This is a genomic window from Streptomyces sp. NPDC059564 (assembly GCF_042735575.1).
GTDB lineage: Bacteria > Actinomycetota > Actinomycetes > Streptomycetales > Streptomycetaceae > Streptomyces.
The window spans coordinates 1-25599 of record NZ_JBHWBP010000091.1; the positions used below are offsets into that span (position 1 = coordinate 1).

The 25599-nt window shown below is 73.2% G+C and carries 27 protein-coding genes and 1 pseudogene; 16 read left to right on the plus strand and 12 right to left on the minus strand.

Annotation, left to right across the window (positions count from 1 at the left end; genetic code table 11):
- Positions 1-251 precede the first annotated feature (251 nt).
- Both ACFV0Q_RS17770 and ACFV0Q_RS17775 read right to left on the minus strand, forming a co-directional pair.
- Positions 252-938 (minus strand): uracil-DNA glycosylase, encoded by a 687-nt coding sequence (locus ACFV0Q_RS17770; protein ID WP_385006281.1) that lies wholly within the window; start codon positions 936-938, stop codon positions 252-254.
- 6 nt (positions 939-944) lie between these two features.
- Complete coding sequence (locus ACFV0Q_RS17775; protein ID WP_385006283.1) at positions 945-2054, minus strand: WD40/YVTN/BNR-like repeat-containing protein; 1110 nt, start codon at positions 2052-2054, stop codon at positions 945-947.
- Positions 2055-2257: 203 nt separating this feature from the next.
- On the opposite strand from ACFV0Q_RS17775, the gene ACFV0Q_RS17780 reads away from it, so the two are divergent.
- A complete protein-coding gene (locus tag ACFV0Q_RS17780; RefSeq protein ID WP_385006285.1) occupies positions 2258-3361 on the plus strand; it encodes an NADH:flavin oxidoreductase/NADH oxidase in 1104 nt (367 codons plus the stop codon).
- Between the two features lie 136 nt (positions 3362-3497).
- The gene (locus tag ACFV0Q_RS17785; protein WP_385006287.1) at positions 3498-3869 is read left to right on the plus strand and encodes an ArsR/SmtB family transcription factor; all 372 of its coding nucleotides are present in this window, start codon (positions 3498-3500) and stop codon (positions 3867-3869) included.
- On the opposite strand, the gene ACFV0Q_RS17790 is transcribed toward ACFV0Q_RS17785, so the two are convergent.
- The 3 genes from ACFV0Q_RS17790 to ACFV0Q_RS17800 all read right to left on the minus strand — a co-directional run bounded on the left by ACFV0Q_RS17790 (position 3856) and on the right by ACFV0Q_RS17800 (position 7564).
- On the minus strand, positions 3856-5409 hold the full coding sequence (locus tag ACFV0Q_RS17790) for a serine/threonine-protein kinase (RefSeq protein ID WP_385006289.1): 1554 nt from the start codon (positions 5407-5409) through the stop codon (positions 3856-3858). The two genes, ACFV0Q_RS17785 and ACFV0Q_RS17790, sit on opposite strands and share 14 nt — an antisense overlap.
- Before the next feature lie 72 nt (positions 5410-5481).
- Positions 5482-6852, minus strand: a complete 1371-nt coding sequence (locus ACFV0Q_RS17795; protein WP_385006291.1) for an FAD-dependent oxidoreductase — start codon at positions 6850-6852, stop codon at positions 5482-5484.
- A gap of 52 nt (positions 6853-6904) precedes the next feature.
- Positions 6905-7564, minus strand: coding sequence for a DUF305 domain-containing protein (locus ACFV0Q_RS17800; RefSeq protein ID WP_385006293.1), 660 nt, complete (start codon positions 7562-7564; stop codon positions 6905-6907).
- A gap of 76 nt (positions 7565-7640) precedes the next feature.
- Between ACFV0Q_RS17800 and ACFV0Q_RS17805 the strand changes: the two genes are divergently transcribed.
- The gene (locus ACFV0Q_RS17805; RefSeq protein ID WP_385006295.1) at positions 7641-9128 is read left to right on the plus strand and encodes an LVIVD repeat-containing protein; all 1488 of its coding nucleotides are present in this window, start codon (positions 7641-7643) and stop codon (positions 9126-9128) included.
- Between the two features lie 13 nt (positions 9129-9141).
- Here ACFV0Q_RS17805 and ACFV0Q_RS17810 read toward each other — a convergent pair whose 3' ends face one another.
- Positions 9142-9765, minus strand: coding sequence for a TetR/AcrR family transcriptional regulator (locus ACFV0Q_RS17810; RefSeq protein WP_385006297.1), 624 nt, complete (start codon positions 9763-9765; stop codon positions 9142-9144).
- Between the two features lie 186 nt (positions 9766-9951).
- Between ACFV0Q_RS17810 and ACFV0Q_RS17815 the strand changes: the two genes are divergently transcribed.
- Entirely contained in the window at positions 9952-10713 is a 762-nt protein-coding gene (locus tag ACFV0Q_RS17815; protein ID WP_385006299.1) for an SDR family NAD(P)-dependent oxidoreductase, read from the plus strand.
- Between the two features lie 6 nt (positions 10714-10719).
- Here ACFV0Q_RS17815 and ACFV0Q_RS17820 read toward each other — a convergent pair whose 3' ends face one another.
- Positions 10720-11655, minus strand: a complete 936-nt coding sequence (locus ACFV0Q_RS17820) for a M56 family metallopeptidase (RefSeq protein WP_385006301.1) — start codon at positions 11653-11655, stop codon at positions 10720-10722.
- A gap of 91 nt (positions 11656-11746) precedes the next feature.
- Positions 11747-12325 carry a DUF5134 domain-containing protein gene (locus tag ACFV0Q_RS17825; RefSeq protein WP_385006303.1) on the minus strand — a complete coding sequence of 193 codons (579 nt, stop codon included), beginning with the start codon at positions 12323-12325 and terminating at the stop codon, positions 11747-11749.
- A 155-nt stretch (positions 12326-12480) separates the two neighbouring features.
- Between ACFV0Q_RS17825 and ACFV0Q_RS17830 the strand changes: the two genes are divergently transcribed.
- The gene (locus tag ACFV0Q_RS17830; protein ID WP_385006305.1) at positions 12481-13020 is read left to right on the plus strand and encodes a GNAT family N-acetyltransferase; all 540 of its coding nucleotides are present in this window, start codon (positions 12481-12483) and stop codon (positions 13018-13020) included.
- 13 nt (positions 13021-13033) lie between these two features.
- Here the strand turns inward: ACFV0Q_RS17830 and ACFV0Q_RS17835 are convergent, their stop codons facing one another.
- Both ACFV0Q_RS17835 and ACFV0Q_RS17840 read right to left on the minus strand, forming a co-directional pair.
- Entirely contained in the window at positions 13034-13717 is a 684-nt protein-coding gene (locus ACFV0Q_RS17835; RefSeq protein WP_385006307.1) for a glycerophosphodiester phosphodiesterase, read from the minus strand.
- 190 nt (positions 13718-13907) lie between these two features.
- Positions 13908-14555 (minus strand): PadR family transcriptional regulator, encoded by a 648-nt coding sequence (locus tag ACFV0Q_RS17840; RefSeq protein ID WP_385006309.1) that lies wholly within the window; start codon positions 14553-14555, stop codon positions 13908-13910.
- Positions 14556-14604: 49 nt separating this feature from the next.
- Between ACFV0Q_RS17840 and ACFV0Q_RS17845 the strand changes: the two genes are divergently transcribed.
- The 5 genes from ACFV0Q_RS17845 (at position 14605) to ACFV0Q_RS17865 (ending at position 19834) form a co-directional block, all read left to right on the plus strand.
- Positions 14605-15738, plus strand: coding sequence for an LLM class flavin-dependent oxidoreductase (locus ACFV0Q_RS17845; protein ID WP_385006311.1), 1134 nt, complete (start codon positions 14605-14607; stop codon positions 15736-15738).
- 148 nt (positions 15739-15886) lie between these two features.
- Entirely contained in the window at positions 15887-17293 is a 1407-nt protein-coding gene (locus ACFV0Q_RS17850) for a DUF6421 family protein (protein WP_385006313.1), read from the plus strand.
- A 26-nt stretch (positions 17294-17319) separates the two neighbouring features.
- On the plus strand, positions 17320-18081 hold the full coding sequence (locus tag ACFV0Q_RS17855) for an SDR family oxidoreductase (RefSeq protein ID WP_385006315.1): 762 nt from the start codon (positions 17320-17322) through the stop codon (positions 18079-18081).
- Positions 18078-19181 carry a threonine aldolase family protein gene (locus ACFV0Q_RS17860; RefSeq protein WP_385006317.1) on the plus strand — a complete coding sequence of 368 codons (1104 nt, stop codon included), beginning with the start codon at positions 18078-18080 and terminating at the stop codon, positions 19179-19181. Before ACFV0Q_RS17855 ends, ACFV0Q_RS17860 begins: the two co-directional genes overlap by 4 nt.
- 44 nt (positions 19182-19225) lie before the next feature.
- Positions 19226-19834 carry a transglutaminase family protein gene (locus ACFV0Q_RS17865; protein WP_385006319.1) on the plus strand — a complete coding sequence of 203 codons (609 nt, stop codon included), beginning with the start codon at positions 19226-19228 and terminating at the stop codon, positions 19832-19834.
- Here the strand turns inward: ACFV0Q_RS17865 and ACFV0Q_RS17870 are convergent.
- Positions 19770-21008 carry an MFS transporter gene (locus tag ACFV0Q_RS17870; RefSeq protein WP_385006321.1) on the minus strand — a complete coding sequence of 413 codons (1239 nt, stop codon included), beginning with the start codon at positions 21006-21008 and terminating at the stop codon, positions 19770-19772. The genes ACFV0Q_RS17865 and ACFV0Q_RS17870 overlap by 65 nt on opposite strands.
- Before the next feature lie 95 nt (positions 21009-21103).
- Here ACFV0Q_RS17870 and ACFV0Q_RS17875 point away from each other — a divergent pair, with 95 nt between their 5' ends.
- Both ACFV0Q_RS17875 and ACFV0Q_RS17880 read left to right on the plus strand, forming a co-directional pair.
- Positions 21104-21679, plus strand: coding sequence for a CGNR zinc finger domain-containing protein (locus tag ACFV0Q_RS17875; protein ID WP_385006323.1), 576 nt, complete (start codon positions 21104-21106; stop codon positions 21677-21679).
- Positions 21680-21816: 137 nt separating this feature from the next.
- Positions 21817-23028 carry an alginate lyase family protein gene (locus ACFV0Q_RS17880; protein ID WP_385006325.1) on the plus strand — a complete coding sequence of 404 codons (1212 nt, stop codon included), beginning with the start codon at positions 21817-21819 and terminating at the stop codon, positions 23026-23028.
- Positions 23029-23075: 47 nt separating this feature from the next.
- Here ACFV0Q_RS17880 and ACFV0Q_RS17885 read toward each other — a convergent pair whose 3' ends face one another.
- Positions 23076-23798, minus strand: a complete 723-nt coding sequence (locus ACFV0Q_RS17885; RefSeq protein WP_385006327.1) for a lysophospholipid acyltransferase family protein — start codon at positions 23796-23798, stop codon at positions 23076-23078.
- A 216-nt stretch (positions 23799-24014) separates the two neighbouring features.
- Between ACFV0Q_RS17885 and ACFV0Q_RS17890 the strand changes: the two genes are divergently transcribed.
- From ACFV0Q_RS17890 to ACFV0Q_RS17905, 4 genes and pseudogenes are all read left to right on the plus strand, one after another.
- A complete protein-coding gene (locus ACFV0Q_RS17890) occupies positions 24015-24377 on the plus strand; it encodes a thioredoxin family protein (RefSeq protein WP_385006329.1) in 363 nt (120 codons plus the stop codon).
- A gap of 98 nt (positions 24378-24475) precedes the next feature.
- Positions 24476-24556, plus strand: a complete 81-nt coding sequence (locus ACFV0Q_RS17895; RefSeq protein WP_356870695.1) for a putative leader peptide — start codon at positions 24476-24478, stop codon at positions 24554-24556.
- Positions 24557-24591: 35 nt separating this feature from the next.
- Entirely contained in the window at positions 24592-25224 is a 633-nt protein-coding gene (locus ACFV0Q_RS17900; RefSeq protein ID WP_385006331.1) for a flavin reductase family protein, read from the plus strand.
- Positions 25225-25427: 203 nt separating this feature from the next.
- Positions 25428-25599 (plus strand): annotated as a pseudogene (locus ACFV0Q_RS17905) (electron transfer flavoprotein subunit beta); the annotation flags it as partial.

Here is a 25599-nt window from a genome sequence, read left to right on the forward strand (position 1 = left end):
GGGCACACCGGGCACGGCGAGCACCAGCGCGGGCGCGCCCTCGGGCGCCACCGCGGGCTCGGGCCGGCGGTGCCGTCCGGTCTGGCGGGGTCGCGGCATTCGTACGGGCAGGCCATTTGCGGGCCCAGTGGGGGAGCTCATGGCGCCGCATGCTACTGGCTTATCGGAACCTGGTGTTCGGGCAGGGCCTGTTCGGGCGGCATCTGTCCGTATTTATCCATTGAATGTCGTAGTTCAATGTCATATACGGTTCAACTTGCTGAGGGCAGGCGCCAGTCCACGGGCTGTGCTCCCTGGCGAACCAGCAGGTCATTGGTCCTGCTGAACGGCCTGGAGCCGAAGAATCCGTTGGCGGCGGACATCGGGGAGGGGTGCACCGACTCCACGGCGGGCAGCTCGCCCAGCAGTGGCCGCAGGTTGCGGGCGTCACGCCCCCACAGCACCGACACCAGCGGCTTGCCGCGGGCCGCCAGGGCCCGGATCGCCTGCTCGGTGACCGCCTCCCAGCCCTTGCCGCGGTGGGCGTTGGGCTTGCGCGGGGCGGTGGTCAGCGAGCGGTTCAGCAGCAGCACGCCCTGCCGGGTCCACGGGGTCAGGTCGCCGTTCAGCGGGCGGCCCGTCCCGAGGTCCGCGTGCAGCTCACGGAAGATGTTGTCCAGGCTGGGCGGCCACGGGTCGACCTCGGGCGCCACCGAGAAGGACAGGCCCATCGCGTGCCCCGGGGTGGGGTAGGGGTCCTGGCCGACGATCAGCACCTTCACCTCGTCGAAGGGCTGCTGGAACGCGCGCAGCACGTTCGGCCCCGACGGGAGGTAGGTCCTGCCCGCCGCGATCTCGGCGCGCAGGAAGTCGCCCATCGCGGCGACCTGCGCCGCCACCGGCTCCAGAGCGCGGGCCCAGCCCGGCTCGACGATCTCGTTCAACGGTCGTGCTGCCACGGTGGATCACTCTAGTGGCTCAACGGGTCGGCGCAGAACGGCCGCCCGCACGCACAGGACGTCCGGCAGGTGGGCGGCCAGCAACTGCCAGGTGTCGCCGTCGTCGTGGCTGGCGTACAGCTCGCCGTTGCGGTTGCCGAAGTAGACGCCCGCCGGGTCCGCGTCGTCGGTGCACAGGGCGTCCCGCAGCACCGTGCCGTAGTGGTCGTCGGAGGGCAGGCCCTGGGTGAGGGGCTCCCAGCGGGCCCCCGCGTCCTCGGTGCGGTAGACCCGGCAGCGGTGCTGGGCCGGGACCCGGTCGGAGTCGGCGTTGAGCGGGAAGACGTAGGCGGTGTCGGGGCGGTGTGGGTGGGCGGCCACGGCGAAGCCGAAGTCGGAGGGCAGTCCCGCACCGATGTCGGTCCACTCGGCGCCCGCGTCGTCGCTGCGGTACACCCCCCAGTGGTTCTGGAGGTAGAGCCGGTCGGAGTTCCCGGCGTCCTGGGCGATCTTGTGGACGCACTGGCCGAACTCGGGGTGCGGATCGGGCAGGAACACCGCCGAGACCCCGTGGTTGGACGGGGTCCAGCTGGCCCCGCCGTCCTCGGTGCGGAACACCCCGGCGGTGGAGACGGCCACCGTCACGGCGGCCGGGTCGGCCGGGTCGGTGATCACCGTGTGCAGGCCCTCGCCCCCGCCGCCCGGCACCCACGCGGACCGGGTCGGGTGCTCCCACAGCGGGCGGACCAGCTCGAAGGACGCGCCGCGGTCGGTGGAGCGGAACAGCGCGGCCGGCTCCGTTCCGGCGTAGACCACGTCCGGGGCCTCGGGGCCCGCCGGGTGCAGCTGCCAGACCCGCTCCAGGGAGGCGCCGGTGTCCTTCGGGAACTTCACGGCGGGCTCGGCGGGCTCCTGCCAGGTGGCGCCGAGATCGTCCGAGGTGAAGACGGACGGCCCCCAGTGCGAGCTGTCCCCGCCGACCAGCAGCCGGGGTGACGGCCCCCGCCCGTCGATGGCCACGGCCGACACGGCCTGGGCGTTGAAGTGCGGTTCGTCGAACTCCCAGGGCCCGGCGTCCCGGCGGCGGCCGATGAACAGCCCCTTACGGGTTCCCACGAGCAGTACTGCGTCGGTCATGGCCGGTACCTCCGGACGTCCTCGTCCTCCGCGGCGGCTTTTCGGCCAGTCTGCACCCGGCCGCCGACAGCGGCCGGGCGGCGCGCGGCGGCGGCGCGACGGCTTGTACGTGAAGTCTCGTACTACGAGGGAATTCGTAGTACGGTGTTCCTCGTACTTAGCGCCGATCCCCGGCCCGTGTCCGGTGACGTCTGGAGAGCCCCATGAGTGCCGCTGCCCCCGCCGCCTTCGCCGCCCTGTTCCAGCCCTGCACCCTGCGGTCGGTGACCATCCCGAACCGCGTCTGGATGGCGCCGATGTGCCAGTACAGCGCCGCGCCCGACGGCCCGGACGCCGGCGTGGCCCAGGACTGGCACTTCACGCACTACGCGGCCCGCGCCACCGGCGGCACCGGCCTGATCATCCAGGAGGCCACCGCCGTCTCCCCGGAGGGCCGGATCAGCCCCTACGACCTCGGCATCTGGAACGACGCGCAGGTCCGGGCGCTGCGCCGGATCACCGGCTTCGTGAAGTCCCAGGGCGCCGTCCCCGGCATCCAGATCGCCCACGCCGGCCGCAAGGCCTCCACCGAGCGGCCCTGGAAGGGCGGCCGCCCGGTCGGGCCCGAGGCGCACGGCTGGACGCCCGCCGCGCCGAGCGCCGTGCCGTTCCGCGAGGGCGACCCGGTGCCGCACGCCCTCACCGTCGAGGAGATCCGGGAGATCACCGGACAGTTCGCCGACGCGGCCCGGCGCGCGCTGGAGGCCGGGTACGAGGTGCTGGAGGTGCACGGCGCCCACGGCTACCTCATCGGGGAGTTCCTCTCCCCGCAGAGCAACCGGCGCACCGACGCGTACGGCGGCTCCTTCGAGAACCGCACCCGCCTCGCCCTCGAAGTCGTCGACGCCGTACGGGCGGTGTGGCCCGAGGAACTCCCGCTGTTCTTCCGGATCTCCGCCACCGACTGGCTGGACGGGGAGGGCTGGACGGCCGACGAGACGGTCCGGCTGGCCGGCCTGCTGCGGGAGCACGGGGTGGACCTGCTCGACGTCTCCACCGGAGGCCTCGCCCCGCACGCCGACATCCCCGTCGGCCCCGGCTACCAGGTGCCGTTCGCGGCCCGCGTCAAGGCCGAGACCGCCCTCCCCGCGGCCGCCGTCGGCCTGATCACCGAGCCGGAGCAGGCCGAGAAGATCCTGGCCAACGGCGAGGCGGACGCCATCCTGCTCGGCCGGGAGCTGCTGCGCGACCCCTACTGGGCCCGCCGCGCCGCCGCCGAACTCGGCGGGGAGCTCCGCATGCCCGTCCAGTACCACCGCTCCTGGTGAAACCGGGTGCGGCGCGGGAGTTCCCCACGCCCGCGCCGCACCCCCACCGGTCACCCCGCCCGTCCTACGACGGTTCTCGTACGATGGGAGTCCGCCGCCCGGCGGGCACAGCCGATCCGAACGAGTGGAGCCGGACATGACGGAACCTGACACGGCCCGCGCGCTGGCCCACCCCGAGCCGGAGGCCATCCGCCTCGAAGCGGTGCTGCACGCGCTCTCCGACCCGGTCCGGCTGTCCATCGTCCGCGACCTCGCGACCACCGACGCCGAAGTGGCCTGCTCGTACTTCGACCTGCCGGTCACCAAGTCGACGACCACCCACCACTTCCGCGTCCTGCGCGAGAGCGGCGTCGTACGCCAGACCTACCGGGGCACGGCCAAGATGAACGGCCTGCGCCGCGCCGAACTCCAGGCCCTCTTCCCCGGCCTGCTGGACGCCGTCCTCACGGCCGCCTCCGCCGAGGAAGCCCGCGTCGCCGCGCGGGGCGGGGCGCTCAGCGCCCGTTGAGCCACCCGCAGACCCAGTAGTTCCGGTCGGCGTCGCGTTCGACGATCCACTGGTAGAGGACCTCGCCGGCCAGTTCCCCGGTGTCCGGGTCCCGTTGGGTGATCCTCGCCTCGACGCTGAGCTGGTCCATCGAGCCGGGGATCTCGTACGGCAGGAGCTCCCAGCGGGCCACGTAGTAGCCGTTGAGCGCGAAGCCGAGCAGGGTGGAACGCAGCCGCGGGCAGGTGCCCCGCCGCAGCGACGTCATGTCCTGGCCGGCCAGCCCGTCCATGTAGACGCGGAAGACCCGGTCGACGGCCTCGCGGTCGAGCGGGGTGTGCGTCGGACGGGGCGTCGCGGAGGCCCGGGGCGTGGTCGCCGCGGCCGACGGTGAGGTCGAAGCGGACGGAGAAGCGGACGGAGAAGCGGACGGAGAAGGGGACGGGGACGGGGACGGGGACGGAGACGGCCCGGTCGAGGAGGCCGGGGAAGTGGAGCCGGGGGAGCCCGCGCCGCCGTCGTGGCGCCCCGCCCACGGCGACCACGCGGGAACGGCCACGAGGACCGCGACGCCGATCAGCACCAGCGCGCCGAGGAGAGAGGCGCGCGGCCGGCCGGGTGGCTTCCGCCCGGGCGCGGACTCCGGCGGCGGCTCCGCCGCCGGCCCCTCCCCGCCCGCCCGCACCAGCCGCCGCGTGGCCGGGGGCTCCGGCGGGGAGGACGGGGCCACGAGGGGCCCGGCGTTCCGCGCGAGCTCGCCGAGCAGCTCGTACGCGGTCTCGGCGGTCATCCGCCGGGCCGCGTCCTTGCACAGGAGCCCCGTCAGTACGGGGGTGAGCGCGCCGGCGCGGACGGGGGCGGCGGGTTCCTCGGTGGCGACGGCGACGAAGACCGCCACGGCCCCGGAGCCCTCGTAGGGCGGGTGCCCTTCCACGGCGGTGAACAGCGTCGCGCCCAGGGACCACAGGTCGGACGCGGCCGTCGCCGGAAGGCCGTGGACCTGCTCGGGGGACATGTACACCGGGGTCCCCAGGAGGGCGCCCGAACGCGTCAGGGTCACCTCGCCCTCCAGGGCGGCGATCCCGAAGTCGGTCAGCACCACCCGCTCCCCTTCGAGCAGCACGTTGGAGGGCTTGATGTCGCGGTGCGTGATGCCCATGCCGTGCACGGCCCGGACCGCGGCCAGGACCTGGAGGCCGATCGCCGCGACCCGGGCCGGCGACAGCGGGCCCTGTGTCTTGACCAGGTCGTCGAGGGAGGGGCCGCGGACCAGCTCCATGACGATCCACGGGCGCCCGTCGTCACTGGTGACGCGGTCGTGCACGGTGATGACGCCGGGGTGCTTCAGCCGGGCGGCCGCGCGCGCCTCGCGGTCCAGGCGGGCGACCCACGCGTCCCGCTGGGCGGTGTCCAGGCCCTCGGGAAGCCGGAGTTCCTTGACGGCCACTTCCCGGTCCAGGTGCTCGTCGTGGGCACGCCAGACGGTCCCCATGCCGCCCCGGCCCAGTAACCCGGACAGCCGGTACCGTCCGGCCAGTACCCGCCCAAGATCCTCGGTCACGCCAGGGAACCTAACCCATCGCCCGCGGAGTGCGGAAGGCGGGCCGGCCCGGGGCCCGGCCCGTTGCCCCGCCTACCCGAGGCCCGCCGCCGTGCGCAGGCCCGGCCAGTCGGGGATCTTCACCGTGCGGCGGCCCAGGGAGCGGCCCAGATCGACTTCGGCCGCCTCGATGGCCAGCCAGCCCGGCCACTCCACGGGGTGCAGCCCGGCCGCCCTCAGGGCGTCCAGCGGGTCGTCCGGCCGGTCGCGGCGGGCCAGCTCGCCCGCGTCCTGGAGCAGGGAGGACACCGTCTCCTTGGCGCACGGCCGGTTGGTGCCGATCACCCCGGTCGGGCCGCGCTTGATCCAGCCCGCCACGTACTCGCCGACCGAGGCCCGGCCCGCCCGCACCACCCGGCCCGCCGCGTGCGGGACCGTTCCGGTGGAGGCGTCGAAGGGCAGCCCGGCCAGCGGTACGCCCAGGTACCCCACCGAGCGCAGCACCAGCTCGGCTTCGAGGTCCTCGTACGCGCCCGTCCCGGTCACCCCGCCCCGGCCGTCGGGGGCGGTCCGCTCGAAGCGCACCCCGCGCACCCGCCCCTGCGGCCCGCCGAGCAGCTCGACCGGGCGCAGGTAGAAGCGCAGCGAGATGCTCCGCGGGGCGGCGCCGGAGCCAGCTTCGGCCTCCGCCGCGGGCTCCGCCCAGCCGCGCAGCACCTCCAGGTTCCGCCGGGCCACGGCGGGCAGCGCCGCCGCGGCGGCCGGGTCGGTGAAATCCGGGTCGAGGGCCAGCTCGGCGGGGTCCACCCGGGCGTCAACCCCCGGCAGGGTGCCCAGTTCGCGGAGTTCCTTGGTGGTGAACCTGGCCTGCGAGGGCCCGCGCCGGGCCACCATCGCCACCGACCGCAGCCCGCTCCCGGCCAGTACGCCGAGCGCCGGCTGGGGCATGTCGGTCGGCTCCAGCTCGGGCACGCCCCGGGCCAGGATCCGTGTCACGTCCACCGCGACGTTCCCGGCGCCGACCACCACCGCCGAGCGCACCCCGCCGAGGTCGAAGGACCCGGCGTCCGGGTGCCCGCTGTACCAGGACACGAACTCCGTCGCGGAGTGCACCCCGGCCAGGTCCTCGCCGGGGATGCCCAGCATCCGGTCGCGCGCCGCGCCCACGCAGTACACCACCGCGTGGTACAGCTCCGACAGCCGGGCGGTGGGCAGGAGTTCGCCGCCGACCTCCACGTTCCCGAGGAAGCGGATCCCGTCGTCCTCCAGCACCGACCGCAGGCTTCCGGTCAGCGACTTGATCTTCTCGTGGTCGGGGGCCACCCCGTACCGCACGAGCCCGTACGGCGCCGGCAGCCGGTCCAGTACGTCGACCCGTACGCCCGGCACCTCACGCTGCTGGACCAGTGCCTGAGCGGCGTAGACCCCGCTGGGGCCCGAACCGACGACGGCGACACGAAGCACGGCGGAGCTCCTCCCGCAGGTGCTCCCAGCATGACACCGGCGCCCGGACCCGTCAGCCCATCGCGCGCATTCGGTGGATCTCGGCGGTCTGGGTGGCCACCACCTCGGTGGCCATCTCCTCGACGGCGACGTTGTTGCCCCCGGCCAGCGCCTCGCCGGCCATCTTGAGGGCGCCCTCGTGGTGGGCGGTCATCAGCTTCAGGAAGAGCCGGTCGAAGTCGCCGCCCCTGGCCTCCGTCAACTCCTTGAGCTGCGCTTCCGTCGCCATGCCAGGCATTGCCGCGTGGTCGTGGGCGGCCGGGTCGGGGCTGGGCGCGGGGTGGAGGGCGACCCACTTCTCCATGGCCGCGATCTCCGGTTTCTGCGCGGCCGCGATGCGCTCCGCGAGCCGTTTGACGGCGTCCGCCGAGGCCCGCTCGGGGGCGAGGGCGCTCATCGCGAGGGCCTGGCGGTGGTGTTCGGTCATGTGCCGCACGTAGGCGTGGTCGGCGGCGTTCGGGGTGTCGTCGGGACGTTCCTTCGCGGCCTGTTCGGGGGTGAGGGTGCGGGCCTTCTCGCCCGGCTTGCCGGGGGCGACCACCACGGTCCCGTCCCCGGCTGCCCGTGTGCCCCCGCCACCGCCGTCGTCCTGGCAGCCGGTGAGCGTGAGGAGGAGTCCGGCGGCCAGCGCCGCCCCCAGGAATCGGCCGAGTAATGCGTTTGCCATGTCCATGGAAAGGAAGATACTGCCGGGGTCCAGGTTCCGTTCCCACGAGGAGCGAAACGTACGGGCCCCCACGGGAGGCACAGTGACCACGTTGCACACCGCAAGAGTGCGCCACCGGAGTCTGGGGGTGGCCCTGGCCGCCGCCGGGCTCCTCACTACGCTCCTGGCCACCGCCGGACCGGCGGCCGCCACCCCCGACCCCGGCGATCTATCGCCGGGAGCCGGTTCCGGGCGGAGCGCCGGCCCCGCCCCCGACCGCGAACTCGCCCCCGGCGAGATCCCCGGTCAGGACGAGATCGTGCACAGCCGCAACATCAAGCCCCTGGCCAACATCCCCAGCGCCAACCCCAAGGCCATCAACTCCGACCTCGCGTTCCAGGGGAACTTCGCCTACGCGGGCAACTACGACGGCTTCACGATCTACGACATCGCCAACCCGAAGTCCCCGAAGGTGGTCACCCAGGTCCTGTGCCCCGGCGGCCAGAACGACATCTCGGTCTCCGGTGACCTGCTGTTCCTCTCCACGGACTCCTCGCGCAGCGACGACTCCTGCAACAGCGTCTCGCAGCCCGCCACGGAGAAGTCCTCGTGGGAGGGCATCAAGATCTTCGACATCAAGGACAAGAAGAACCCCAAGTACATCAAGTCCGTCGAGACCAACTGCGGTTCCCACACCCACACGCTGGTGCCGGGCGGCCGCGACATCTACCTCTACGTCGCCTCGTACTCGCCCAACGAGGCCTTCCCCGACTGCAAGCCGCCGCACGACGGCATCTCGGTCGTCAAGGTCCCGAAGAAGGCCCCGACCAAGGCCGCCGTCGTCGCCTTCCCGGTCCTCTTCCCGGACGGCGGCAACCCGGGCGCGCCCGCCAACCCCGGCGTCTCCAAGACCACCGGCTGCCACGACATCACCGTGCTGCCGTCCGAGGACCTGGCCGCCGGAGCCTGCATGGGCGACGGCATCCTCTTCGACATCAGCGATCCGGAGCAGCCCAGGGTCATCGACCGCGTCCAGGACAACGTCAACTTCGCGTTCTGGCACTCGGCGACATTCAACGAGGATGCCGACAAGGTGGTGTTCACCGACGAGCTGGGCGGCGGCGGCAGCGCCACCTGCAACGAGGCCACCGGCCCGGACCGGGGCGCCGACGGCATCTACGACATCACCGGCCGCGGCGACCAGCGCAAGCTGGTCTTCAAGGGCTACTTCAAGATCCCGCGCCACCAGGCCGACACCGAGAACTGCGTGGCCCACAACGGCTCGCTGATCCCGGTCGGCGGCGGCCGCGACATCATGGTCCAGGCCTGGTACCAGGGCGGCGTCTCCGTCTGGGACTTCACCGACTCCACCCGTCCCAAGGAGATCGGCTACTTCGAGCGCGGCCCGCTGACCACCGACCAGCTCGGCCTCGGCGGCTCCTGGTCGGCGTACTACTACAACGGGCACATCTACTCGAACGACATCGCCAAGGGCCTCGACGTGCTGAGGCTCGACGACTGGCGCACCGAGAGCGCCAAGTGGGTACGGATGGACCGGCTCAACGTGCAGAGCCAGCCCGAGTACCACTGATGTCCGGAGCCTCCTAGGGGGGAAACGTTCCGCCGGGCGGTCCGCCGTCCGGCGGGACACCCAGCTCCCAGTCCAGCCCGTACCGCTGGAACAGCTCCGCCCGCAGCCGGGTAGCGGGCATCGGCGCCCCCGGCAGCAGCACCGCCACCACCGCGCCCATCAGCAGTGCCCGCAGCAGCGGATAGTCCGTGTCCACGTCCCGCGAGCCGTACCGGACCACGGTGTCCCGCAACAGGGCCGCGAGCCGCTGCTGCTCCGGGCACTGGATGAAACCCTCCGCCTGCAGGATCCCCGCCATGTGCGTGCGCATCAGCCGGGGCTGGTCGCGGGCCAGCCCCAGGATCGCGTCGATCGCCCGGGCCAGGCGCTCGCGGCCGTCGTCGCTGTGCGGCTCGCGTTCCAGGCCCGCCTCCAGCGTCCTGTGCATCAGCCGGTGCACGGCCGACTGCAGCAGCTGCCGCTTGCCCGGGAAGTAGTACGAGACCAGGCCGCGGGCCGCGCCCGCACGGTCGGCGATGTCGCCGAGCTTCGTGGCCTCGTAGCCGCGTTCGGCGACCAGTTCGACCGTCGCCTGCAGCAGCCGCTCCCGGGAACGTCTGCGCAATTCTTCATTGACCGATGCGCTGCGCGGGGACATGCTTACTCCTGCGTTGACTGGCTCCGGGCCAATATACTCAGCGCGCGGGACCGTCTGCTCGGGGTGACGCGGGGGATCACCCCGAGCAGGCACCCCTTCCCCCTCCTCCTCCCACGCGCGCGCCGCCGCGCACGGGCGCATCCTGTCCTGTGGGACGGTCACCCTCGTCCGGAGGAGGAGACGGTCGTGGACGCAGCACTGCGGGGAACGGTCGCCCTGGTCACCGGGGCTTCGAGCGGTATCGGCGCGGCCACGGCCGAGGCCCTGGCGGACCGGGGCGCGGCGGTCGCGCTCGTCGCCCGCCGCGCCGAACGGCTGGACGAGCTGTCCGGGCGGCTGCGCGACGCGGGCGCGACGGCCCTCGTCATCGCCGCCGACATGACGGACGAGACCCAGGTGCGCGAGGCCGTCGAGCGGACGGTCAACGAGCTGGGCCGCCTCGACACCCTCGTCAACAACGCCGGCCTGATGATCCTCGGACGGGCGGCCGACGCCGGCACCGACGAGTGGCGGCGCATGACCGACATCAACCTGACCGGCCTGATGAACACCACCCACGCGGCGCTGCCGCACCTGATCGCGGCCGCCGCCGACGGCGACCGCCGGGTCGCCGACATCGTCAACGTCTCCTCCGTGGCCGGGCGCCTCGCCGTGGCGACCGCCGCCGGCTACTGCGCCACCAAGTACGGGGTGGTCGCCTTCAGTGAGGCGCTGCGCCAGGAGACGGCCGCCCAGCACGTCCGGGTGTCGGTCGTAGAACCGGGAGCGGTGGACACGGAACTGCGCGAGCACAACAGCCCCGAGGTCCAGGAGCAGCTCACGCGCCTCTTCGGCTCGATCGAACGGCTGGAGGCCCGGGACGTCGCCGACACGATCGGCTACATCGTCAGCCGCCCCCGGCACGTCGCGGTGTCGGAGCTGCTGGTCCGTCCGACCGAACAGGTCTGACCGGACCTACGCCAGCGCGCTGAGTCCCGGTACGAGGGCCACCGCCAGCGGTACGGCGGGCACCAAGGTGGCCAGGGCCGTCAGCCGCAGCCGGCGGCCCGCCGACAGGCGCGGCGCGGGCGACAGCAGCCGCCGCACCCGCTGGGGGACGTGCGCCTCGGTCGGGCAGGGGCCGAACACCCCCCGGTCCTCGTTCAGCCCGACCAGGGCCAGCGCGATGGTCAGGCGCCCGTAGCGCCGGGAGGCCACGTCATCGGCGGCGAGTTCCACCAGCCGGTGCATCTCCGCCTCGAACGCCGCGAACACCGGCACCTGCGGGAACCCCTGCGACAGCGCCCGCGAGCAGTGCAGCAGCCAGTCGTGCCGGGCCGCCACGTGCCCCTGCTCGTGCGCCAGCACCGCGTCGAGCTGGCTGCCCTTGAGCCGGCCCAGCGCGGCCGTAGTCACCACCAGCCGCGGGACCGCACCCGGCTGCCACCAGGCCTCCGGACGCGGGCCCTCCAGCACCACCAGCTTCGCCGCCGCCGGGTCCTCGCCGGGCAACAGCGGGGCGCGCAGCAGCAGTTCGGCCCCGCTCGTGCGCCGCCGGGCCCGCGCCCGCAGCACTTCCCGGGTCAGCATCGCGCCGGTCCACAGGCCCCCGCAGGCCAGCGCCAGCGCGGTACCGGCGGCCCAGGGTCCGCCCGCCGCCCCCAGCGCGTACGCGTCGACCACCCCGTGCGGGGCCGCCGCGAACAGCCCGCCCCGCACCGCCTGCCAGGCGGCGGCCGCGCTGAGCAGCATCGACAGGGCCAGGCACAACAGGGTCGCGCCCACCACGCACTGCCAGGCCCAGAGCGCGACGACGGGTTCGCGGTCGGGCCACTGGGCCCGGGCCAGCAGACGGGGAGCGAGCACCGCGGTCAGTGCGCCGAGCAGCAGGAGAGCGGCGGGGACCATCATGTCCGCCAGCCTATGAGGGGCGGTCCGCCGACGGGTACGGTCCCGGGGCATTGGTGACGCAGGACACGTTCCGCCCCGCCGCGGCCGGGCCTCACATGGTCAGCAGCATCGCCAACATCCCCGTCCCCATGGCGAGTCGGCAGGCCCGCGTCAGGTCGCCGGCCCCGCCGGGCCCCCGTTCGGCCACGGCGCCCGGCAGCGCCCCGCCGCCCGCCGTCACCAGCCGGGCCCCGCCCAGCAGCACGTACCCGGCGTAGTAGACGAGCAGCGCCCCCGTCACCAGCGGCAGCCCCGCCCGGCCGTGCCCGTGTCCCTGCCCCGCCCCGGCCGCGGTCATCTCCAGCGCCATGTACGCCATCGCCAGCGAGCCGACCAGGTGGTGCGCGTGGTGCGCCCCGCCGCGCAGCAGCCACAGCGCGTGGACCGCCGCCCCGCAGAAGACGGCCAGCAGGATCTGCGGCCCCCAGGCCCCGGTCCCGGAGGGCACGGCCATCGCCGCCATCCCCAGGCCCATCACCGCCTCGCCCGCGGCCGCGCCCCGCGTCCGCCGGTCCGCTCTGCGCGCCCGCAGCAGACAGTACGTACCGCTCACGGCGCAGAGCAGGACCAGCAGCCAGGCGGAGACGGCGGAGGCGGAGAAGGGGGAGAGGGACATCGCGGGTCCGTGCACGGCGGAACCTCCCGGTTCGTCGGCGTCACCGGAAGGGATGCCCGCCCGGCGGCCCTCTCACGCCGCCCTCACGACGCCCTCACATCGCCCCGAGTTACGCTCTCCCTGCCGCACCCGGCACGCCACGTGCCGCCGTACCGAACGGAGCTCCCCCGATGCCGACCGCCCACTCCGCCGCCCTGAGCTACCGCAGCGCCGTGGAGGCCGACGTACCGGAGCTGGTGATCCTGGTCGAGTCCGCCTACCGGGGCGACGCGAGCCGGGCCGGCTGGACCACCGAGGCCGACTTCCTCGACGGGCAGCGCACCGACCCCGACGGCGTCCGCGCGGTCATCGCCAATCCGGACGGCGAACTCCTCGTCGTCGAGCGGGCCGGCGAGCTGATCGCCTGCTGCCAGCTCGAACACCGCGGGGACCACGTCTACTTCGGCATGTTCGCCGTCCGCCCCGGCCTGCAGGGCGGCGGCCTCGGCAAGGAGATCATGGCCGAGGCCGAGCGCCGCGCCCGCGAGACCTGGGGCGCCAAGGAGATGCGGATGACGGTGGTCAACGTACGGGAGGAGCTCATCGCCTACTACGTGCGCCGCGGCTACGAGCGCACCGGCGAGCTGAGCCCCTTCCCCTACGGCGACGAGCGCTTCGGCGTGCCGCTCCGCGAAGACCTGGCCTTCGAACTGCTCGTCAAGACCCTCTGACGAGCCCGGCCGCTCAGGCGGTGAAGCGGCCCGTGCTGCGGATCTCCGGGAAGTCCGTGGCGGCGCCGTCCAGTTGGAGGGCACGCGCCAGCCGCAGCTGATCCAGGGTGTTGACCGTCCAGCCCGTCACCCGCAGACCGGCCGCGTGCGCCGCCTCCACCGTCTCCAGGGCGATCTTGTGGATGTCGAGCGCGAGGGTCCGCGCGCCCGCCGCGAGGGCCAGTTCCACGACGCCCTCGCGGTGCCCGGACACCCGCAGGACCGTCCGGACGCCCGGGGCCCGCCCCGCGGCGGAGGCGAGGAGGCCGCCGTCGCCGGAGGCCACCTCCACCCGGGAGGTCAGGTCGCGGCGCACGATCAGCTCCGCGAGGGCCTGGGCGGCGCCCTGGTCGTGGACCGTCACCTGGAGCGGGGCACCGACGGCGTCCAGCACCTCCTCCAGGACCGGTACGCGCTCGCCCCCGCCCGCGTCCAGCCCGCGCAGTTCGGCCAGGGTCAGGTCGGCGACGGCGCCCGCGCCGTCGGTGGTGCGGTCCACTTCGGCGTCGTGCAGGACGACGAGGGCGCCGTCCTTGCTGAGGCGGACGTCCAGCGCGATGGCGTCCATCCCGGAACGTTCCGCGCGGACGAACGACCGCAGGGTGTTCTCCGGTTCGACGCCCATGACCCCGCGGTGACCGATGGTGAGGAAAGTCAAGGTTCTCTCGCTTCCGTCGACGGCGGCTCGGCGCGCGGCAGCGGTGTCCCGACCGGCAGCGCGCGGTGAGGACGCATGCTAGTGCGCCGCGCGTGCGAGGGGACCGGTCGTGCGGCGGCCCGCGCGGGCCGCCCGGCCGCTTCCCGCCAGGGCCGTACGCGCGGCACGGCCCCGGAGCCGCCGTGACGCGTCACCCGGGCGTGGGCGCGTCCCCGCCGGCTTGACGCACGGCCTCCGGGGGCGTCCGCGGCGCTTCCCCGGCGTGCTCCCGGACCTCGGCGAGGTCCGCCAGCAGGGCGTCGGCCAGCTCCAGTTCCGCCAGGTGCTGCCGCTCGCTCCAGCGCAGCGCGAGGACGGGGAAGGCCCACTCCGGGACCTCCGCCGCGTGCCGCATGGCCTCGCGTACGGCGGCCAGCTCGGCCACGGTCCGCTCCCGGTGGTCCTCCACCATCGCGCAGAGCCGCTCCGGCTCCGACAGGTGTCCGAGCCAGATCCGCAGCAGCAGCCCGTGCTTGAGCACCGGCGGGCCCGCCTCCGCGGTGTCGCCGGCCCAGCCGGAGAGGGCCGCGCGCCCCGCGTCGGTGATGGCGTACCGGCGCTTGGTGCGGGCCTCCTCGGGCCCCGAGCGCGCGGAGGCCGCGTAGCCGAGCTCCTCCAGCCGCCGCAGTTCGGCGTAGATCTGGCTGATGGCCGGCGACCAGTAGAAGAAGCGCAGGGAGGAGTCCGCCCACTTCTTCAGCTCGTACCCGGTGCGCTCGCCGGGGAACGACAGCAGGCCGAGGACGGCCCACGCGGTCGGCGGGAGCTCTTGCTTGTTCGGCGTCTGACTACTAGTCATATTCCGAATAGAAGTGAGTCCGGGCAGTGGACGCAACCCTGGAGGCATCGTGAAGTTCTCCGTCATCTTCGAAGCTCAGCTCGCCGACCCGACCGTGGAACGGGAGCACCAGGTGATCCGCGACTGCGTCGAGCAGGCGGTGCTCGCCGAACGCATGGGATTCGACCGGATCTGGGCCGTCGAGCACCACTCCCTGAAGTGGTACGCGCACATGTCCGCCCCGGAGATCTTCCTGACCTGGGTCGCGGCCCGGACGCACACCATACGCATCGGGCACGGCGTCGTGTGCATGCCCTTCAACTTCAACCATCCGGTCCGGGTCGCCGAGCGCGCCGCCATGCTCGACCTGCTGTCCGGCGGCCGCCTCGACCTGGGCGCCGGGCGCGGGGGCACGGAGCAGGAGACCTCGCTGTGCGGCGTGGACCGGGAGCGCACCACCGCGGAGGTGGAGGAGGCGCTGCGGATCATCGGGAAGGCCTGGCGGGAGGAGGAGCTGGAGCACCACGGCCCGCTGCTGGACATCGCCCCGCACCCGATCCTGCCGCGCCCGGCGCAGACCCCGCACCCGCCGCTCTTCCTGGCGTGCAGCCGGGGCGAGACCCTGGTGCGGGCCGCGGAGCTGGGCGTCGGGGCGCTGGTGATGGGGTTCGCCGGGCCGGAGTCGATCGCCGGGATGCGGGCCGTGTACGACGCGGCGCGCGCGGCGCGGGACGGGAGCGACTTCGTCTCCACGGTGGTCAACGACCACTTCTCGGTGCTCTGCCCGACCATCGTGCTCGACGATCCGGGGGAGGCCCGGCGGATCGGCATCCGGGGCCAGCGGTTCTTCGCGCAGTCCATCGGCCACTGGTACGGGGGCGCGGGCATCCCGGACGAGGCGGTGGTGGCGGGCGCCGACGAGGCGGCCGAGATGCGCCGGGCCGCCGAGCAGGTCGTCGCCCGGCTGCACGAGCTGGACATCCCCGTCCGGCCGGCCTCCACCGCCACCTTCAACGCGGACCACGCGTACGGGAGCGCGGACGAGGCCATCGCGTACGTGGAGCGGCTGCGCGACGCGGGCGCGGACGAGGTGATGTGCCTGATCCAGATGGGCACGGTGCCGCAGGAGGCCTGCCTGGAGACGCTCCGCCAGTGGGGGGAGAAGGTGATCCCGCACTTCTCGGGCATCCCTCGGGCCTCCTAGGCGGAGTGGTGGCTTCCACCCGTAATGACGGGAAGAATTTCGGTGGAGTGGGTAGTGCGGCGAATATTTTCCCGAGTTAACTCTTGAGCAAGAGACCCTTACATGCATACGCTGTCTTGACGTGAGGTTCTCCTGTGGAGGAAGTGACATGACGGAAACTCTTGTGCCGGGTGCCGGCGGTGCCGTGATAACCGCTGGGGCGCGGGTGGTCGACCACCCCGCGTGGCCCGAGCTCAAGGCCGCCGTGGAGGAGATCCGCCCCTGGCAGGCCAAGGACGGTTCGATCGACTTCGAGGCCGAGGGCGCGCCTTCCCCCGCCGCCGTCGAGGCCGCCGTGGAGCGGGTGACCGCTGCCGTGGAGGTGCTGTCCCCGCTGCTGCCGCACGCCAGGGCGTACCACCGGGCGCTCGTCGCCGACCTGCGCAAGTGGGTCGCCGGCGGCTTCCGCGTGCCGGACTTCCTCGACTCCCTGCTGGCCTTCCACCCGGCCGCCGGGCGCGAGGACGGGCTCCAGCACCTCGTGGTCTTCCCGATGTACACGCAGAACGGCAACCCGGACCGCAACTTCGAGGCCGTCGTGCTGAAGATGGTGTGGCCCGAGTGGCTCTCCGAGCTGGAGCGCACCCGGTACGACAACCCGCTCTTCCTCGGCATCACCTTCGAGGACTTCACCCCGGGCTACGACACCCACTCCGCGGTGCTCTTCCCGGAGACCATCGCCGTCCGCGAGGCCCCCGAGCGCTTCACCTGGGGCGGCATCTTCTGTGACCGCGAGGCCGCCCGCTACCGCAAGGTGACCGAGGCCGCCGTCGACATCCTCGGCATCGAGCTGCCCGAGGACATCGCCCGGATGGTCGAGGACCAGGAGCGCTGCGAGAAGGCCTTCGTCCTGTGGGACATGGTCCACGACCGCACCCACAGCCACGGCGACCTGCCGTTCGACCCCTTCATGATCAAGCAGCGCCAGCCGTTCTGGATGTACGGCCTGGAGGAGCTGCGCTGCGACCTCACCGCCTTCAAGGAGGCCGTGAAGCTGGAGTCCGAGGGCAACGAGCACGGCCGCGACGTCCAGTACGCCGTCCTCTTCGACCGGATGTTCCGCTTCCCCGTCTCCGGTGACCGCAACCGCAACTACGACGGTCTCGGCGGTCAGCTGCTCTTCGCGTACCTCCACAAGCACGACGTCGTGCGCTGGACGGACAACAAGCTGAAGATCGACTGGATGCGCGCCCCGCAGGTCACCAACCAGCTGTGCGCCGAGATCGAGGACCTCTACCGCGCGGGCATCGACCGCCCGAAGCTGGTCCACTGGTTCAAGGCCTACGAACTGGTCTCGACGTACCTCGCCCCGCACCCGGGCTCCAAGTGGGCCAAGGGCCCCGACGCCCTCGACCTGACGCAGCCGCCGCGCAAGCTCGTGGACGACGTGCTCGCGGACGAGTTTCCGCTCAGCATGTTCTACGAGGCCCTCGCCAAGAAGCTCAAGGGTGTGATCGCCTCGACCAAGGGCATCACCGCCCTGAACGCCGGGACGGCCGAGCAGGTCGCCGCGTGAGCACTCGCCCTCAGGAGGCTGCACAGATGAACGGCTCCGGGAACGGCAACGGCAAGCTCCACGGAGCGGTGGTGGCGGTGGCCGGGGCCGGCGGCCCCGCCGGCCGCGCCACCCTGCTCCGCCTCGCCGAGGCGGGGGCCGTGGTCGTCGCCTCCGACGCCGACGCGGGACGCCTCGCGGAGGCCGTGGACGCCGCCCGCTACGCCCACGGCGGCGCCACCGTCACCGGTGACACCGTCGACCTGCTCGACCTGGAGGCCACCAAGGCCTGGGCCGACCGCACCGAGAAGGAGTTCGGCCGGATCGACGGGGTCGTCCACCTCGTCGGCGGCTGGCGCGGCAGCAAGACCTTCACCGACGTCGACCTCGCGGACTGGGACTTCCTGGAGAAGCTCCTCATCCGCACGGTCCAGCACACCTCGCTCGCCTTCCACGACGGCCTGCTGCGCAGCGACCGCGGCCGCTTCGTGCTGATCAGCCAGTCCGGCGCGCACAAGCCGGTCGCCAACAACGCCGCGTACAACGCCGGCAAGGCGGCCGCCGAGGCGTGGACCCTCGCCATGGCGGACTCCTTCCGCAAGGCGGGGGGCGAGGACGGCCCCGGCGCGGCGGCTGCGATCCTGGTCATCAAGGCACTGGTGCACGACGCGATGCGCGCCGAGCGTCCCAATGCGAAGTTCGCGGGCTTCACCGACGTCAAGGAGCTGGCCGAGGCCATCGCCGGCGTCTGGGAGCGGCCCGCCTCCGATGTGAACGGACAGCGTCTGTGGCTCACTCCCCAACCGTGAAGAACGCTGCCGTGAAGACCGCGATCAGGAAGTCCCAGGCGAAGACGGACGCCCGTCGCCACCACGACCCGGCGGTGCGCGGCTTCGCCAGCGACAACTACGCCGGGGTGCACCCGGAGGTCCTGGCGGCCGTCGCACTGGCCAACGGGGGCCACCAGGTCTCCTACGGCGACGACGAGTACACCGAGCACCTGCAGCAGGTCTTCCGCAGCCACTTCGGCCCGCACGCCGAGGCCTACCCGGTCTTCAACGGTACGGGCGCCAACGTGACGGCCCTGCAGGCCCTCACCGACCGCTGGGGCGCGGTGGTCTGTGCCGAGACGGCGCACATCAACGTCGACGAGGGCGGCGCGCCCGAGCGGATGGCGGGCCTCAAGCTGCTCACCGTCCCCACCCCGGACGGCAAGCTCACCCCCGAGCTCATCGACCGGCAGGCCTGGGGCTGGGAGGACGAGCACCGGGCGATGCCGCAGGTCGTCTCGATCACCCAGAACACCGAGCTGGGCACGGTCTACACCGTGGACGAGATCCGTGCCATCTGCGAGCACGCGCACGGCAAGGGCATGAAGGTCCACCTCGACGGCGCCCGGATATCCAACGCGGCGGCCTCGCTCGACGTGCCCATGCGCGCCTTCACGAACGCGGTCGGCGTGGACGTGCTGTCCTACGGCGGCACCAAGAACGGGATGATGGCCGGCGAGGCCGTCGTCGTGCTGAACCCGGACTCCGTCCGGCAGATGAAGCACATCCGCAAGATGTCGATGCAGCTCGCCTCCAAGATGCGCTTCGTGTCGGTGCAGCTCGAAGCGCTCCTCGCGAAGGACCTGTGGCTGCGCAACGCCCGCCACGCCAACGCGATGGCGCAGCGGCTGGAAGCGGGCGTCCGCCAGACCGACGGGGTGGAGATCCTCTACCCGGTGCAGGCGAACGCGGTGTTCGCGCGGCTGCCGCACGAGGTCACGCGGCGGCTGCAGGAGCGCTACCGCTTCTACTTCTGGGACGAGATCGCCGGCGACGTCCGGTGGATGTGCAGCTACGACACCCAGGAGGAGGACGTCGACGGCTTCCTCCAGGCGCTGAAGGAAGAGCTGGCCCGCTAAATTCAATAGTCATGCGGACTTGCGCATAGGTATGCTCCTGGATCATGGAAATGATCCAGGAGCATTCCGGCCTCGCCGCCTACCTCGCGGCCGACGAGGCGATCGACCACGACCACCCCTTCGTCCGCGAGACCGCCGACGCCCTCTGGACGGCCACCGGAGAAGCCCGCGCCTACGCCGAAGTCGCCTTCGAGTTCGTCCGCGACACCGTCGTCCACTCCGCCGACTCGGGGGACACCGGCGACGAACGCGTCCCCTGGCGCGCCTCCGAGGTGCTGAGCACCCGCAACGGCATCTGTTACGCCAAGTCCCACGCCCTCGCCGCCCTGCTGCGCGCCCGGGGCATTCCGGCGGCCCTCTGCTACCAGCGCCTCACCGAGGACGACGGCTCGGATCCGGTCGTCCACGGGCTGGTCGCCCTCCGGCTGCCCGGAGCCGACCGCTGGTCCCGCGTCGACCCGCGCGGCAACAAGCCCGGCGTCGACGCCCGCTTCAGCCTCGACCGGGAGGAGCTCGCCTTCCCCGTGCGCCCGGAGCTCGGCGAGTGCGACTACCCCGCGCTGCACGCCGCCCCGCACCCCGCCGCGCTCAAGGCGCTCCAGGGGTCCGCGGACCGGCGGGAGCTGTGGCGGAACCTGCCGACGGCCCTGTAGGCGCCTTCTCGGGTACGGGCCCCCGTGCCCCGATCAGCGCGTGCAGGGCGGCGGCCGCGAGCTGCAGCCCGGCGATCCCGAGCAGCAGCGCCCACGGCGGCGCGGCGGCGGCCAGCCCCACCAGGGCGGCGCCGGCCGAGGCCGCCGTCAGCTTGAGCCCCGCCCCCAGGGTGAACACCTGGGCCCGCACCCCGTCCGGGGCGTGCTCCGAGCGGATCCGCAGCGTCGCCGTCAGCAGCGGCCCGTCGCACACGCCGGCCGCCGCGAACGCCGCCGCCGTCAGCGCGACGCCGGGGGCGAAGGCCGCCGCCGCGAGCGCCACCCCCGTGCCCGCCATGCCCCAGCGGGCCAGCCGGCCCGGCGCCACGGACGTCACGCGGCCCAGCGTCAGGGAGCCGGCCAGCGCGCCCACCGCGAAGGCCGTCATCAGCACCCCGCCCGCGCCCGGACTGCCGAGTCCGGCGGCCAGCAGCACCGAGGTGGTGGTCAGCGACCCGATGCCGACGAAGGCCAGGGTCGTCGCCGAGGTGATGGCCCGCAGTTCCCGTACCCGCCACAGCGCGGCCAGCCCAGCCGCCGGCCCGGCGCGGGGGCCCTCGTGGGCCGGGCCCGCGCACGGGTCCTCGTACGGGAGGGACGCGGCCAGGGCGGCCGCCAGGGCCCCGGAGGCGGCCAGGACCACCATCGCGTACGCCGCCGAGGAGGGCGCCGCGACCAGGCCGACGGCCGCGGGGGCCGTCACCGCCGCCGCGTTGTAGGTGGAGGCGTCCCAGCCGTACGCCCGGTCCCGCTCGGCGCCCGCCGGGACCAGGGCGGCGACCAGGCTGGAGAGCCCGCCCGTCACCATCGGCCCGCAGGTGCCGCCGAGGGCCGCCACCGCGAGCACCACCGGCGTCGGAGCCCGGCCCAGCAGCACGGCCAGCGCCGCCACCGCCGTCGTGAACCCGGCCAGCGCGCCCACGTAGAACAGCCGCGGCCGGCGCACCCGGGACGCGAGGGCGCCCGCCAGCGGCGCGGCCAGGACGTGCGGCGCCAGCCAGGCGGTCAGGACGAACGCCCCGTGCGCGGCGCTCCCGGTCCGCTCCAGGGCGAGCAGCACCACCGCCAGCCCCATGCCTTCGGACGCGAAGCGCGCGGCCAGCGCCGCCCCCAGGTACCGCCCGAACCCGCCCACCGGCGAACCCCCTCCGCAGTGTGCAACGTGAAGTGTGTAACGTGATGATCGAGGAAGACGTTACGTCAGACGGGTGCAGGACGAAAGGACTCGGGATGGCGGATCTGCGGAACGGGGACGGCCGGGACGGCCGGGGCTTCTCGGCGGCCCGGCGGCTGATCGAGTTCGCCGAAGCGGTCCGCGTCGACCCCGGCCTGCCGCGCGACGCCCTCGCGGAGCTCCTCGCCCGGCATGGGGAACACCCGGCGGACCTCGCGCCGGACTCCTTCGGGGAGGCGGACGCGGCCGAGCTGCGCGCCGCCGCCGCCCGGATGGCCCTGGTGCTCGCCGAGACGGACGAGGATCGGGCGGCCGGAGCCCTCAACGGGCTGCTGGAGGAGTGCGGCACCCGGCCCCGGCTCACCCGGCACGACGGCCACCCCTGGCACCTCCACGTGGACCGCGGGGACGGGGCGGACTGGGGCGACTGGTTCCTCGCCTCGGGCGCGCTCGTGCTGGCCCAGCTGCTCACCGAGTACGGGCGCATCGCCTGGGGTGCCTGCGCCGCCCCGGGCTGCGGCCGCCTCTTCCTCGGCACCGGACCGGGCAGCGCCCGGCGCTACTGCTCCAGTGCCTGCGCGACGCGGACCCGGGTCGCCGCTCACCGGCGGCGCAGGCGGGAGGGCTCCTGATCCCGGTCCCCGGTCCCGGCCCTGTCCAGGCCCTGATCCCGATAGGAAAGTTTACTGTCGGATAACGTTGTCAGCCTGACATGTCCATGAGTATCTTCGGCCGCAGGATCCCCCCACCTCCGACCGGAAGGTGTTCCATGCGTTACGGAATCCCCGCAGGGTTGGCCGCCCTGGCCCTCGCCGCCGCCGCGGCGCTCACCCCCACGACCGCCGCGCACGCCGGGCCCGCCCGGCCGGCCGGGCCGGCACCCGCGGCTGCCGCCGCGTTCGCCCACCCCGGAGTCCTCAACAGCCGCGCGCAACTGGACTTCGTACGAACCAAAGTGCGGGCGGGGGTCCAGCCCTGGAAGCGGGCGTTCGACGCCATGCTCGCCAGTGAGTACGGCTCGCTGTCCCGGACGCCCAAGCCGCGCGCCGTCGTGGAATGCGGCTCGTACTCCAACCCCGACATCGGGTGCTCCGACGAACGCGAGGACGCGATCGCCGCGTACACGCAGGCGCTCGCCTGGTCCGTCACCGGGGACGCCCGCTACGCCCGGAAGTCCATCGAGCTGATGGACGCCTGGTCCGCGACGATCAAGGACCACACCAACACCAACGCCCCGCTGCAGAGCGGCTGGGCGGGCTCCACCTGGCCGCGCGCCGCCGAGATCATCAAGCACACGTACCCGGGCGGCTGGCCGAACCAGGGGCGCTTCGCGACCATGCTGCGCACCGTCTACCTGCCCGAGGTGATCGGCGGGAAGCCGAACAGCAACGGCAACTGGGAACTGATCATGATGGACGCGGCCATCGGCATCTCCGTCCACCTCGACGACCGCGCGAGCTACGACAAGGCGATGGCCATCTACCTCGGCCGGGTCCCGGCCTACTTCTACCTGTCCTCCGACGGCCCGCAGCCCCTCTACCCGCCGCGTTCGAACATCGACACCAGGAGTGAGCTCGTCGACTACTGGTACGGCCAGACCACCTTCAAGGATGGCCAGGCCCAGGAGACCTGCCGGGACTTCGGCCACACCGGGATGGCCATCGCCGCGACCATGCACGTCGCCGAGACCTCACGGATCCAGGGCCGCGACCTGTACCCGCAGTTCAAGGACCGGTTCCGGTACGCGCTCGGCTTCCACGCCGCGTACGAACTCGGGGCGGCCGTGCCGTCCTCGCTGTGCGGCGGGAAACTGACCCGGGGGATCGGCCCCGCCACCGAGGTCGGCTACAACGCCCTCCACACCCGCCTCGGCGTCAGCATGGAGAACACCCGCAAGCTCACCGAGGACCGGCGCCCCGCGGGCACCGAGAACCACTTCGAGGCGTGGGAGACCCTGACCCACGCCGACAACCCCAACTGAGCGCGCGCTCCAGCCCCATTGGGCGCCGGCGCGGGCCGGGGGGACGGTCAGCCCGCTTCCTTGACCTGCGCCGGCGTGGGGGCGGTACCGCCCAGGTGGGCCGGCAGCCACCAGGAGTCCTCGGGGCCCTTGGGGCGGGCCGGGTAGGCGGCCTGCGCCGCGTCGAGCAGCTCCTGCACGCGCTCGCGCAGCCGGCGGGTGATGGCGCCCGCGTACTGGTCGGTGGGCGCCTCCAGGGGCTCGCCGACCCGCATCGTCACCGGGATGTGGCTGCGCTTGAGGTCCTTGGGCCGGCCCTTGGTCCACAGCCGCTGGGTGCCCCACAGCGCCACCGGGATCAGCGGGACCCCGGCCTCCTGCGCCATGCGCGCGGCACCCGACTTGAAGGTCTTGAGGGTGAAGGACTGGGAGATCGTCGCCTCCGGGAACACCCCGATGATCTCGCCGGAGCGCAGCGAGTCGAGCGCGTGCTGGTAGGCCGCCTCACCCTGCTTGCGGTCCACCGGGATGTGCTTCATCGCGCGCATCAGGGGGCCCGACACCTTGTGACGGAACACCGACTCCTTGGCCATGAACCGGACCAGGCGCTTCTGCGGCCGCGCGGTCAGGCCCGCGAAGATGAAGTCGAGGTAACCGATGTGGTTCGACACCAGGACCGCCCCGCCCTTGCGCGGGATGTTCTCGGTGCCCTTCATGTCGATCCGGATGTCCAGCGCGCGGAAGAGGGTGTGCGCGGCGGTGATCACAGGGGGGTAGACGAGCTCAGCCATGGTGGGGAGACCCCGCTTTCTGCCTGGGGAGGTGCTCCCGGCCGGAAGTTACGGAAGCGTAGGTACGCGACCATGGGGATCGTGCCCCAAACACGGCCCGCTGGCCAGCCCAGACGCCCGTGCCCGGGGAGATTCTCGTCACGCGGGGAATGCGCGGCGCCGGACGGGTGCTGCGATCAGCGTACGTACACATGGACGGGGCGGACGGGAGCGGGCGTGCCAGGGCGCGAACAGGACGGTCGCGAGGCGGTCGGACGGGCGCCGCTGGGCGCTGCGGAGCTCGGCGTCGCCGAGCTGGGCGCGGAGCCGGGGGAGCGGGCCAGCCTGGTCCAGTTCTCCAGCGCCTTCTGCCAGCCCTGCCGGGCCACCCGCCGGATCCTCGCCGAGGTCGCCGCGATGGTGGACGGGGTCGCGCACATCGAGGTCGACGCCGAGCGCAACCTCGCGCTCGTGCGCGCCCTCGGCATCGAGAAGACCCCGACCGTGCTCGTCCTGGACGCCGCCGGCCGGATCGTCCGGCGCGCGGAGGGGATGCCGCGCAAGGCGGACGTGATCGCCGCGCTGGGGGCGGCGGTATGAGCGGCGCGCCGGTGCGCGCGCCCGCACGCAGCGTGACGCGCCTGACATCTGACCGTCGCGGCTTGACTGTGTACATGTGAGATCGCCAGGCTTGCGGCATGCGGTATGAACTCCTGCTTTACGGGCGGGTCCACGTGGACCTCGTCCGCTACGCGAGCGCGCGCTGTTGGGATCACTGAACGCCTCCGCCCCCCGATCCCCGACTGCGCCCGCGATTCCCGCGGCAGAAGGAAGTCTTCCCATGACGGCCCCGACGCTCCCGACGGCCCCGTACGCACCTTTCGACGCAGACCCCTCCGGCGACGGCCGGGGCGACACCGCGCGCGCGGAGGACGCCGCCCGCACCGAGGACACCGCCCGCGCCGCCCTGGCCGGATCGCCCGAGCTGCTCCGTTCCGTCTTCCGCCGGCACGCCGCCGGGGTCGCCGTGATCACCGCGGAGCGCGACGGCCGGCCCGCCGGATTCACCGCGACCTCGCTCAACTCCGTCTCCGCGGAACCGCCGCTGCTCTCCTTCACCATCGGCACGGGCTCCTCCAGCTGGCCCGCCGTGCGGGATGCGGAGTACCTCGGCGTCCACATACTCGGCGAGCACCAGCGGGAGCTGGCCGGGCTCTTCGCGCGCAGCGGCGCCGACCGCTTCGGCTCCGGCACCGCGTGGACGGCGGGGCCGCACGAGGTCCCGCTGCTCGACGGGGTGCTGGCGTGGCTGGTGTGCCGGGTGGTGGCCAGGGTGCCCGCCGGGGAGCACCGCGTGATCATTGCGGAGGCCGTGGCGGGGGACCCGGCGGGCGAGGGCCGGCCGCTGCTCTACCACCAGGGACGCTTCAACGCGTTGCGGGACTGAATCGTCCCTGCTGGGGCGGGTTCGGGCGGCGTTGGCCAGATCACAGTTCGGTGGCCTTGCAACCCGGGGAGACCCGCTGTGTACTGACGAGTAACATTCCCTTCGGAGCGCGGGCCGCCCCGACCGGGATCCGCCCCAGAAGGCGCCTATGCTGCCTGCACAAGGCGGTATCAGAAAAAAGACGATGCGGTAGGAGAGCCGGCGTGAGCCTGAGGATCGTTGTCTGTGTGAAGTACGTGCCCGACGCCACCGGTGACCGGCACTTCGCCGATGACCTGACCGTGGACCGCGACGACGTCGACGGCCTGCTGACCGCCGGGTCCTGGTGGGCCGGGCGGAACCCGGTGCGGGTGCTCGGCTCCTCCTGGGACTCCG